This window comes from Actinomycetota bacterium (assembly GCA_036280995.1).
In the GTDB taxonomy this organism is placed as follows: domain Bacteria; phylum Actinomycetota; class CALGFH01; order CALGFH01; family CALGFH01; genus CALGFH01.
Genome location: DASUPQ010000889.1, coordinates 1 through 10850, shown reverse-complemented (window position 1 = coordinate 10850; position 10850 = coordinate 1). Strand labels below are relative to the sequence as shown.

Here is a 10850-nt window from a genome sequence, read left to right as displayed (position 1 = left end):
CAGCCTGCCCGAGATCCACTCCGAGCGTCCGCTGTTCGACCTGCGCCACGCCGACGAGCTCACCGTCCATTCCGACGCCACCACCACAGGAGCCCGCTGATGGCCGTCGCAGACACCGCCGCGCTCCAGGAGCGGCCCGCCGACGAGCACCACAAGCCGGGCGGCATCAGCTCCTCGCTGCTGGGCATGGTCCTGTTCATCGCCTCCGAGGTCATGTTCTTCGGCGGGCTGTTCGGCGCCTACTTCACCATCCGCAGCGCCGCCCCCGAGTGGCCTCCCCCCGAGACCCCCCACCTGTCGGCCGCCTACGCGGCCGTCCTGACCGCCATCCTGGTCACCTCCAGCGTGACCATGCAGCTCGGGGTCTGGGCGATCCGCAGGAACGAGCAGCGCCGGCTGCTGCTGTGGCTGGCCGTGAGCCTCATCCTGGGCCTGATCTTCCTGTGCCTGCAGGCCCTGGAGTACGCCAACCTGATCGAGGAGGGCATGACGCTGTCCAGCGGCGTGTTCGGCTCGACCTTCTACACCCTGACCGGCTTCCACGGCGCCCACGTGGCCGGCGGGGCCGCGTTCATCCTGATCGTGCTCCTGCGGGCCCGCTCCGGGCAGTTCACCGCCCGCTACCACGACACCGTCGAGATGGCCTCCTACTACTGGCACTTCGTCGACGTGGTCTGGATCGGCCTGTTCAGCACCATCTACCTGCTCGGATGACCCGGAAGGGGACGCAAGGGTGATCATCGCCAGCCGGCTGTTCGTCGCCATGGGGCTGTTCGGGCTGGTCGCGGGGGCCATCTACTACCTGACCAACGACAACCCGGAGCTGGCCGGGGTCGGGCTGCTCGGGGCGTTCTTCGGGGCCTGCCTGTACATCGGCATCATGCTGTGGGTGGCCAGCCCGGCCAACCGCCGCCGCGTGCCCGTGCCCGACACCGGCCTGGCCGGCTCGGCCGACCCGGAGCGGGGGGCGGCCGACGAGCACGGCAACATCCACCACATGGCCCCCACCTGGGCCCCGGTGGTGTACTCGCTGGCCGCGACGTTCCTGCTCGGCGGGTTCATCCTCCGCAAGCAGATCGCCGCCCTCGGCCCCTGGGGGATCGGGCTGGGCCTGGCCCTGTTCCTCGGGGCCACCGTCATCTGGTACCGCAACGTCGCCGTCGACCAGCGGGCCCGCCTGGCCCCCCACGGCGGCCCCACCGGCGCCGAGCACGGCATCGCCGTCCACCCCGAGACCCCCGAGGTCGACACCAGCCCGGTCGGCCCGGCGAACTACTTCGAGCAGCTGCGCGAGGCCCTTGAGGTCGGCGACCCGGACTGGGCGGCCGCCGCGTATGCCCCCGACGCCGTCTACTACGAGCCGGCCAACCCGCCCCACGAGGGCCGCGAGGCGATCCGCGCCTACCTCAACGACCTCCTCAAGGGCCACCGCAACCTCAAGGTCGACGTCCAGCGCATGGGCGTCGACGGCGACAGCGCCATCGTCGAGTGGACCTGGTCGTTCCGCCACGGCAACCGCCGCGTCACCGGCCAGCCCGGCGCCACCGTCCTCCAGATCGGCCCGGCCGGTATCACCTACCACCGGGACTACCTGTAGGACCCCTGGTGGAGGTCCCGGGCAGCTCGACATGCTGCAGTCCTCGATCCGTGTGGGGGGAGCGAGCTCCCCCCACGGCCCCCCGAGAGCGCCTGTGCCATGGTCGAGGCTCCTAGGTCCCGGCTCCGTTCCAGCCGGCTGCTGATCCTGGCCGTCCTGGTCGTGGTCGCCGTCGTCCTGCCGGCGGGGGCGGCCCTGCTCGACCGCCGCCGGCCGGCCGCCCAGTGGGAGTCCCGCACCGCCCCGACCGTCCCCCCGTCGGTCAAGGTCTACGAGCCCGGCACCCCGGCCCCGCCCCTGCGCCTGGAAGGCCTCGACGGCCGCCCGGTCGACCTGGCCGCCCTCCGCGGCCGCCCGGTGGTGGTCAACTTCTGGGCCACCTGGTGCGAGCCCTGCGTCCGTGAGTTCCCCCTCCTCGCCAAGGCCGCCGCCACCCACCGCGCCGACCGCCTGGCCGTGGTCGGCGTCCTCACCGGCGACCGCCCCTCCGAAGCCCGCGCCTTCGTCCGCCGCCACAACGCCACCTGGCCGGTCGGCATCGACGCCGACGGCGCCGCCGCCGCCGCCTGGAGTGCCGTCGGTCTCCCCCACACCTACTTCATCCGCCCCGACGGCACCCTCGCCTCCCACCACTTCAGCGAGCTCACCCAACCCGCCCTCGACGGCCAGCTGGCCGGGATCCTCGGCTGACGCCATCGTGAGACGATGCCGTCCGACAACGCTGCGCCGGTGCACCCGACGAGGAGGCATGCCGATGCTGACCGAGGTGGTGGTGGAGCTCGAGGACCGGATCGGAGCGCTGGCCCGCCTCGGGGAACTGCTCGGCGAGCAGGGGGTGAACATCCGCGCGCTGGCCGTGGTGCGGGTGGCCGAGGGGCGGGCCCTGGCCCACCTGGTGGTCGAGCCCGCCGACGTCGCCGTGCGCGTCCTGCGCGAGCACGACCTGGTGCCCGAGCGGGTGCGCGAGGTGCTGTCGGTGACCCTCGAGGACGAGCCCGGCGCCCTCGGCCGCTACTGCCGCCGGCTCGCCGACGCCTCCATCAACCTGGAGGCCGTCTACCTCGCCGGCGAGCGCAACGGGGCCAAGGAGCTGGTCCTGGCCGTCAGCGACCTGCCGGCCGCCCGTCAGCTCCGCGCCCGGTGACCTGCGGCGTCCCGGGTTCACCGCGGCCGGCCGCGGCCGGCGGGCCGCGGCGCATCTGACCGGGCCGGGGGGTTCGCCCCGTGGGGGGTGCCCGGGTCATAATGCGGTGGGCCGACCCGGGGCGTCGGTGGCTCGCTTGGCGGCGGCTCCGCGCCCCGGGTCGGCGTCTTGCGGCTGGCCGCGACGGTGCGACCGGCCGCGGTGAACCCGGGGCGCGTCAGCGGCGCCGCCTGCTGCCCTCCTCGAAGATGCGGTCGAAGGCCTTGCGCGCACGCGCGTCGGCGAGGTCGTGCAGGAACAGGACGATGCCGGCGATCGACAGCAGGATCGCGGCGGCGACGATCAATGGCCCATACATGGCGGCGGCTCCCTCTCGCGGCAGCTCGTTTGTGGGCTCATCGCGGAACATTGCACATGCCGCAAGCGGCGTCAACTACGCGGCCGCCGCAAGCGCTACAGGCGACCCGCGGCCAGCTCGGTGGCGCCGTCGGGGGCGACCAGGACGACGGCCAGGCCGGAGGGGGCTTCCTCCGCCTCCTCGACGGCCTTGTCGACGGTCTCGCCCTTGAGGCGCTCGCCGAGGCCGGGCTCCTCCAGGTCGGCGGGGAGGAGGATCAGGTCGGCGCCGTGGTCGCGGGCGTAGGCGACCAGGGCGTCGGTGCCGTGGTCGGAGGCGAGCCAGCCCCAGGCGTCGACGCCGGCCTGGCGGGCGGCGGCCACCTTGCGGGCGAACGGCTCCCGGCCCAGCTTGACCAGCTCCTGGTCGGAGAGGGGGTCGTTGAACTGGGCGCCCTCGGCCTGGGAGGCCCACTGGTTGGGCATGGGGTCGCTGAAGGCCGAGGCCGAGTCGCGGTCGTAGAGGATCACCTTGGCCCCGCGGCGGCCGATCTCCAGGGCGGCGTCGCGGACGTGGTCGAGCTCGGCGTCCTCGGAGACGTAGGCCACCAGCAGGCGGGCGCTGGGCACGGCGTCGTCGCGCTGACGGTCGGTCACTGGGGTCTGGCCTCCGGGTCGTCGGTGCGGTCCGCGGGCACGCGGCTCAGGGTCACCCTACCGTCTGCTCCCGGCTCGCGCGCGGCGAGCCAGATGGCCTCGAACCGCCCCGCCCAGTACTCGAACCAGTGGACCGACTCGGTGCGCCGGATCTCGAGATGCATCCGGTCGCCGACCTTGGGGTCCTGGAAGCCGTGGAGCTCGAGGATGACCCGGCCGCTGCGCTGGCCCGGGTTGACGAGCACGATGCTGAAGCCGGGGTTGAGGGGCAGCAGCCGGTAGTCGAGCTTGCCGGGCTCGGCGTGCCGGGCCAGGGCGGTCAGGGACCGCTCCAGGTCCTGGAGGAAGTCGGTGTTGGTGTCGAGCTGGGTGCGGACGCCGCCGGCTGCGGCCGCCTCCGGGTCGTGGACGACGAACCGGGCCCGGCCGCCGCCCTGGACCCAGCGCTTGACGTCGGGCAGGTGCTGGGGCAGCACGTTGACCCCGCTGGGGGCGTAGAAGCACAGCTCCGAGGCGCCGTCGAGGAGGCGGGCGAAGCTCTCGTAGCTGTCGCGGTCGCGCAGCACGTCGGCGATGGTGAACCCCTGGGCGGCCCGCTGCCGGACGGTCGACAGGACCAGGAAGCCGAGACAGGCCAGGGTGGCCGCCTGGTACAGCCCGGGGGGCAGGTCGGTGACGATGCCGAAGACGATCGCCCCGAAGGCCAGGGCGGCGATGGCGTACGCCTCAAGGGCCGGGAGCCCGTGCTCGTCGTCGGCCAGCCAGTCCAGCACCCTGCGACGGCGGGCCCTCCAGGTGGTCATAGCGAGATGATCTCCGGGGCCTGGGCGACGTCGGCGGCTCCGTCCCCCTCTCGCAGGTACTTTACCCGCTCCTCGGGCGTGAGCTCCCTGGTCACGCGCTCCCGGGCCCGCACCAGCAGGTCCTCAACGGACGCGCGCACGGTGATGCGGTAGACGCGGGCGGCGCCGTCGTCGCCGCCGGTCGCCACCAGCTGGCCGTCGGGGCTGAAGGCGGCCGCGTTGACCGCCCCGGCGTGGCCGCGCAGCTCCAGCAGCGGCCGGCCGGTGTCGGTGTCCCAGACATAGGCCGTCCGGTCCTCGCTGGAGGTGATCACCCGGGTGCCGTCGGGGTGGAAGGCGGCCCCGTAGACCTTGCCGGTGTGGCCGCGCAGCTCGGTGGTCACCTTGGCGTTGGCGAAGTCCCAGATCCGGGCCGTGCGGTCCTCGCTGGCCGTGAGCACCGAGGCCCCGTCGGGGCTGAACCCGATCGACCACAGCGGCTCCTGGTGCCCGACCAGCTCGGCCCGGAGCCGGCCCGTGGCCGCGTCCCACACCTTGGCCGTGGTGTCGTTGCTGGCGGTGGCGATGAGGCGGCCGTCGGGGCTCCAGGCGACGCTCTTGACCGCGGCCTCGTGCCCGGAGAGGGCGAACAGCTGCCGCCCCGTCTCGGCCTCCCAGATCCGCGCCGTCCGGTCGCGGCTGGCCGTCACCACCCTGGCGCCGTCGGGGCTGAAGGCGATCGCCGTGATCTCGCGGTGGTGGCCTTTGAGCCGGGCCAGGACCTGACCGCTGCCGGCGTCGCGGACGGCGCCGGTCCCGTCCCAGCTCCCGGTGGCGATGCGGCGGCCGTCGGGGCTGAACACGGCCCCGCTGACCTCGCGGTCGTGGCCGGTGAGGAACCGCTCCAGGCGGCCGGTGGTCACGTTCCAGATCCCCACCTGCTTGTCGCCGCCGGCGGTGGCCAGCCGGTGGCTGTCCGGGCTGAAGGCGACGTTGGTCACGGCCCGGCTGTGGCCGCGGAACTCGCGCGACGACTGCCCGGCGCTGGCGTCCCAGTAGCGCGCGGTCGCGTCCTGGCTGGTGGTCACGACCCGCATCCCGTCCGAGCTGAAGCCGGCGAAGTTGACCCCGCGGGTGTGGCCCCGCAGCGAGCTCACGGTCTGGCCGGTGTCGGCCTCCTGCACCCTGGCCGTGCCGTCGAGGCTGCCGGTGAGCACCCAGCGGCCGTCGGGGCTGAAGCAGGCGCTGTAGACCGAGTGGGTGTGGCCGCGCAGCTCGACCTGGGTCCGCCCGGCCGCGATGTCCCAGATCCGGGCCGTCCGGTCGAAGCTGGCCGTGACCAGGAGGCGGCTGTCGGGGCTGAACTCGGCCGACCAGACCTCGTCGTCGTGGCCCTCCAGGACGGCCACCAGCCGCCCCGTGGCCAGCTCCCAGACCCGCGCCGTCCCGTCCTGGCTGGCCGTCGCGGCCAGCCGCCCGTCGGGGCTGATCGAGATCCCCCAGATGACGGCGCCGTGCCCGCGGAGGACCCCGGACGAGCCGGTGCCGACGTCCCACAGGCGGGCGTCGCCGTCCATCCCGCCGGTGATGACCCGGCGGCCGTCGGGCGTGAACCTGGCGTCGCGGACGCCGCTGCGGTGGCCTTCCAGGACCCGGACGGGCACGCCGGTGCGGCCGTCCCACAACCGGGCCGTGCCGTCGTCGCCGGCGGTGACGATCCTGGTGCCGTCGGCGGCGAACGACGCCGTCCACACGCCCTTGTCCTCGTCGGCCTCGTGGGCCAGCACGGCCAGCTCGCGGCCGCTGGCGGCGTCCCACAGCCGGGCCGTCCCGTCCTTGCTGGCGGTCACGATGCGGCGGCCGTCGGGGCTGAAGCTGGCCCGCCACACCCAGTCGTCGTGGCCGCGCAGCGCCGCCAGCTCGCGGCCGGTGTCCACGTCCCAGATCCGGGCGCTCGTGTCCTGGCTGGCCGTCACGACCAGGCGCCCGTCGGGGCTGAAGCCGGCCCGGCTGACGTCGCCGGCGTGCCCGCGCAGGACCTGCCGGACCCGGCTCTCCAGCAGCGACTGGCGCAGCGCGTCCTTGGCCAGCGGGGTGGCGCTCCGCTCGAGGGCCTCGACGGCGAGCAGCACCGACAGCTCCGGGTCGACGCTGAGCTGCTGGTTGGCGATGGCGGCGAGCTCGTTGGAGAGGGCCAGGCGGGCCTGCTGCTCCTCGCGCCGGCGCTGCTCGCGCAGGCGGTCGGACTCGGCCTGCTGCTCGCGGAGCTGCCGCTCCAGCTCCTCGCGGGCCTTGGCCCGCTCTTCGGCCTGCACGTAGCGGGTGCGCCAGTCGAGGATGGCCGGGGCGAGGACGTCGTGGAAGATCTCGAAGCAGAGGACGTTGTCCTGGTGGCCCGGCGCCGGGACCTGGCGGAGGATGCGGGTGGCGGTCAGCTTCTCCATCACCGGGGCGAGCGCCTCCTCGCTGGTGCCGGTGAAGCCGCTGAGGTCCGGCAGCAGGTGGGCGAACTTGGTCCCCGACGGCGTGACCAGGTACTGGAAGGCGCCGGCGGCGATCCCCTGCTCGGCCGGGGCCAGGCTGCGCATCGAGTCGTCCAGATGGGTGCGGACGATGTGGGCGGCGCCCCCCAGGTCGTCCTGGAGGGTGGCCAGGCGGAGCCGGCGCGAGCCCCTGGCCCGCTCGGTGTCCCACAGCCGGCGCATGACCAGCTGGAGATACGGCGTCTCCACCGCCCCCTGGAGGGCGTCGATGGTCGACTCCCGCCCGGCCAGGCCCCGCCCCCGGGCTCCCAGGGCGACCTGGCCGAACTTCAGGTCGTCGAGCAGCGCCGGGACCAGCTCCGTCTCCAGCTCGACCCGCTCGGCCTCGGGCTGGAGCCGGTTCCAGGCGTCGACCGGCCCGACGATCGCCCGCGTGGCCGACTCCTTGTCGAGGTGGCGGATGCGGATGTAGTTGTCGAGCAGGTTGGGCAGGCGCCGCTTGAACCGGTCCAGCCAGGCCAGGGCGTCCTCGCGGATGGCGACCAGGAAGTTGGCCAGGACGTCCCGGTCGTTGACGATCAGGGGGAACTGCTCGGCGAAGGTGGCGGGGCCCTCCTCGCTGGCCCGGTACAGGAAGTACTCCTCGAACTGGTCGAGGATGACCAGGATCGGGCCGCCCACCCGCTCCGCCCAGCCCTTCAGGGCGTCGCGCAGCCCGGGCGGGTCGTCGGGTCGCAGGGCGTCCGGGTACAGGTCCGCCAGGTGCTCCCTGACGCTCCGGTGGATGGTGGCCACGGGCTCGTCGCGCCAGTTGCTGACGATCGCCGCCGCCAGCTCGGGCTGGCCCAGGTGCCGGGTGTTCTCGACCGCCTCCTGGTGGAGCTGGTGGAGGACGCCGGCCCGCAGCACCGAGCTCTTGCCGACCCCGGTGGCGCCGTACAGCACGGTGAGGGGGTAGGCGAGCAGGTTGGCCCGGATGATCCGCTGGGAGTTCTCGCGGCCGAAGAAGAAGCGGGCGTCGGCCTCGGCGTACGGCGACAGGCCCTTGTACGGGATCAGCGCCCCGGGAGCGACCGGGCCCACCTCAGACACCTTCCCGGCCGGCCGGGGTGAGCAGCGCCGCCCGGACCCCCTCGATGTACTCCTCGAGCTGCACGTCCATGATCATCACGTCGCGCGAGCGCCACAGCCCCTCGTCCACCGGGTCGGGGTTGAGCTGGATGGCCCACGACTTGGAGCGCAGCGTCTCGTCGCCCCAGATCCGGTTGAGGATCACCCGCAGGTTCCAGTCCCGCAGGCTGTAGCCGAGGAACAGGCAGTGGCTGCGGCGCAGCTTCTCGACCAGGGTGACCGGGAACAGCTTGGACACGTCGGTCCGGGCCAGGTAGTCGATGTAGTGGTCCTCGGTGATGACGTAGCTGTCGCGCGACTGGTCGGCCCGGTCCACCGCCCCGTGGATCTTGAGGATCACCGTCCGCTCGTCGGTGGTCAGGTCGAAGTAGGTGTTCGGCTCGTAGATGGTGGTGGCCGGGCCGTCGTGGCGGTGGTGGGTGAACTTGCCCCGCTGCTGGCCCTCGGCGTCGTAGGTGACCAGGTCGAACGGCTCGTCGATGTCCCGGAAGGCGCGCTCCAGGACGTCGTCGTAGTTGGTGGTCACGATCAGCTGGTAGGGCCGGGGCGACCCCTGGCCGCGGAGGATGCCGGGGGTCTCGGCCAGGAACCGGTGCAGCGTGGTCGGCGGGTAGTCGCCGTCGAAGAGCCGCCGCAGCTCCTCGTACAGCGGCCAGGCGCCGACGGTCAGGGTCACGTACTGGGACACCCGGACCAGGTCGTCCTCGTTGCGGCCCTCGTACTCGAACATGCGGGCCAGGTAGTTGGAGAGCTCCTTGCCGCTGGGCAGCCAGTCGAACTGGCCGGGCCGCCAGGTCAGCTCCTCGGGACGGCCGCACAGGTTGGCCCCGGCGCCCAGGAACGGCACCACCCGCCCGGCGCCGATCTCTCTCGCCACCCTGCGGCAGTGGCTGCTCAGCGGGTCGGTCGGTGAACTCCCGCTCATGCCCCGGACCCCCCGATTGACGCAGATGTGCGGTTGGCGGCAGCTGGAGCCTAACGCCCTCGCGGGCCCGGCGCAGCACCGGGGACGTCCAGGCCGACGTGCCGGGCAGGAACTGCCGGCGCCAGCTGGCGGTATCGGGGGCTTTGTGAAGGTTCAGCCGGCGCGTTCCAGGACTTCCTCGTAGCGGGCCACGTAGCGGTCGGCCATCTCGGCGGCGGAGAACCGCTCCGCCACCGACCGGCGGCAGTCCTCGGGCCGGATCTCGCCGACCCGCCCCAGGTAGTGCTTGAACGCGCGCTCGTCGTCGGCGAGGAAGCCGTTGTGGCCGTGCTCGATGAGGACCGGCATCGCCCCCCGCCGCATGGCCACCACCGGCGTGCCGCTGGCCAGGGCCTCGATCACCGCCATCCCGAACGGCTCCTCCCAGCGGATCGGCATGAGCAGCGCCCGGGCGCCGGCCACGAACTCCCGCTTGGCGTCGCCGCCGAGGTTGCCCACCCATTCCGCCCCGGGGAAGTCCCGCTCCAGCTGCCGGTACCACTGGACGTCGCGGTAGTGGTGGAGGGGGCTGTCGGGGTCGTCGCGGAGCTCCTTGCCGAGCAGCTCCCGGGTGGAGATGCCCCCGACCGTCCCGGCCATGCGCAGGGTGAGCCCCAGCTCGGCGCAGACGCGGGCCGCGACGTCCTGCCCCTTGTCGGGGGTGAACCGGGCCAGGGTGATGACGTAGTCCCCCTTGACGGGCCGGTACTCGACGTCGTCCACGTCGATGCCGTTGTGGACGACCTCGAGGCTCTGCTTGAGGAGCCGCTCGGGCGCCGCCCGCATCTGGGGATCGGAGATGCCGTTGAACAGCACCCGCCCGTGGCCGTCGAACTCCTCGTAGTAGTCGCCGTGGCCGGTCAGGTCCCACTGCAGGGTGTGCAGGACCGGGGGCCCGGCGGGGCCGAGGCCGGCCAGCATGCTCGGCCCCACGACCTCCAGGAAGTCGTGGACGACGTCGATCTCGGGCATGTCCCTGATGACGTCGAGCATGCGGTCCATGTGGCCGTGGGTGACGTGCACGGCGTCGTGGTAGGGCTCGGCGATGTGGCGGTGGCGCCCCTCCTGGAACCGGTGCACGCGCTCGTCCACCTCGATGCGGCTGTCCCCGACCGTGCCCAGGACCACCCGGAGGCCGCGCCGCCGCAGCTCCGGGATCAGGTAGGCGAGCATCGTCTCGACCCCGCCGTAGCCCGACGGCGGGACGGGCAGCCAGGGACCGGCGTTGACGAACACGGTGCGGGCCATGGCGCGCGATCATAGGCCACCGGAGGTCACGGTTCGGCCTACCAAGCTTCTCGAACGGATCGGTATATGCTGGGAGAGCCGGTTGCCGGCCCCCCAGCCCTGGGGTTGGTGGGGCGCCGCGCCCCCGGGCCCTCGAGCTGGCGGCGACCGGGTGCAGGCGACCCGTCCGTTCCGAATCGAGGGAATCCACGATGACCAAGCCGGTCCAGGTGCTGGATCGCGTCACCATCCGCTTCGCCGGCGACTCGGGTGACGGCATGCAGCTCACCGGAGACCGTTTCACCAGCGAGACCGCGGCGTTCGGCAACGACGTGTCGACGCTGCCCGACTTCCCGGCCGAGATCCGCGCCCCCGCCGGCTCCATCCCGGGGGTGTCGGGGTTCCAGCTCCACTTCGCCGACCATGACATCCTCACCCCCGGGGACGCCCCCGACGTGCTGGTGGCGATGAACCCGGCCGCGCTCAAGGCCAACCTGGGCGACCTGCCCAAGGGGGCCAGCCTGATCGT

The 10850-nt window shown here is 73.2% G+C and carries 11 protein-coding genes; 5 read left to right on the top strand and 6 right to left on the bottom strand.

Annotated elements, in window-relative coordinates; genetic code table 11:
• Positions 1 to 99 precede the first annotated feature (99 nt).
• The 4 genes from VF468_29790 to VF468_29775 all read left to right on the top strand — a co-directional run bounded on the left by VF468_29790 (position 100) and on the right by VF468_29775 (position 2741).
• Entirely contained in the window at positions 100 to 714 is a 615-nt protein-coding gene (locus tag VF468_29790) for a cytochrome c oxidase subunit 3 (GenBank protein HEX5882479.1), read from the top strand.
• 19 nt (positions 715 to 733) lie between these two features.
• The gene (locus VF468_29785) at positions 734 to 1597 is read left to right on the top strand and encodes a nuclear transport factor 2 family protein (GenBank protein ID HEX5882478.1); all 864 of its coding nucleotides are present in this window, start codon (positions 734 to 736) and stop codon (positions 1595 to 1597) included.
• Between the two features lie 99 nt (positions 1598 to 1696).
• On the top strand, positions 1697 to 2287 hold the full coding sequence (locus VF468_29780) for a TlpA disulfide reductase family protein (GenBank protein HEX5882477.1): 591 nt from the start codon (positions 1697 to 1699) through the stop codon (positions 2285 to 2287).
• Positions 2288 to 2351: 64 nt separating this feature from the next.
• On the top strand, positions 2352 to 2741 hold the full coding sequence (locus VF468_29775; GenBank protein HEX5882476.1) for an ACT domain-containing protein: 390 nt from the start codon (positions 2352 to 2354) through the stop codon (positions 2739 to 2741).
• 217 nt (positions 2742 to 2958) lie between these two features.
• Here the strand turns inward: VF468_29775 and VF468_29770 are convergent, their stop codons facing one another.
• The 6 genes from VF468_29770 to VF468_29745 form a co-directional block, all read right to left on the bottom strand.
• Positions 2959 to 3099 (bottom strand): hypothetical protein, encoded by a 141-nt coding sequence (locus tag VF468_29770; GenBank protein ID HEX5882475.1) that lies wholly within the window; start codon positions 3097 to 3099, stop codon positions 2959 to 2961.
• 95 nt (positions 3100 to 3194) lie between these two features.
• Entirely contained in the window at positions 3195 to 3734 is a 540-nt protein-coding gene (locus tag VF468_29765; protein HEX5882474.1) for a hypothetical protein, read from the bottom strand.
• The gene (locus tag VF468_29760) at positions 3731 to 4537 is read right to left on the bottom strand and encodes a hypothetical protein (GenBank protein HEX5882473.1); all 807 of its coding nucleotides are present in this window, start codon (positions 4535 to 4537) and stop codon (positions 3731 to 3733) included. The genes VF468_29765 and VF468_29760 overlap by 4 nt, the downstream gene beginning before the upstream one ends.
• Positions 4534 to 8082: a WD40 repeat domain-containing protein gene (locus VF468_29755; protein ID HEX5882472.1), complete on the bottom strand. Its 3549-nt coding sequence runs from the start codon at positions 8080 to 8082 to the stop codon at positions 4534 to 4536. Before VF468_29755 ends, VF468_29760 begins: the two co-directional genes overlap by 4 nt.
• Before the next feature lies 1 nt (position 8083).
• A complete protein-coding gene (locus VF468_29750) occupies positions 8084 to 9007 on the bottom strand; it encodes an SIR2 family protein (GenBank protein ID HEX5882471.1) in 924 nt (307 codons plus the stop codon).
• 201 nt (positions 9008 to 9208) lie between these two features.
• Entirely contained in the window at positions 9209 to 10342 is a 1134-nt protein-coding gene (locus tag VF468_29745; GenBank protein ID HEX5882470.1) for a glycosyltransferase, read from the bottom strand.
• Between the two features lie 191 nt (positions 10343 to 10533).
• Between VF468_29745 and VF468_29740 the strand changes: the two genes are divergently transcribed.
• Positions 10534 to 10850 (top strand): 2-oxoacid:acceptor oxidoreductase family protein (locus VF468_29740; protein HEX5882469.1); only part of this gene is annotated, 317 nt, incomplete at its 3' end.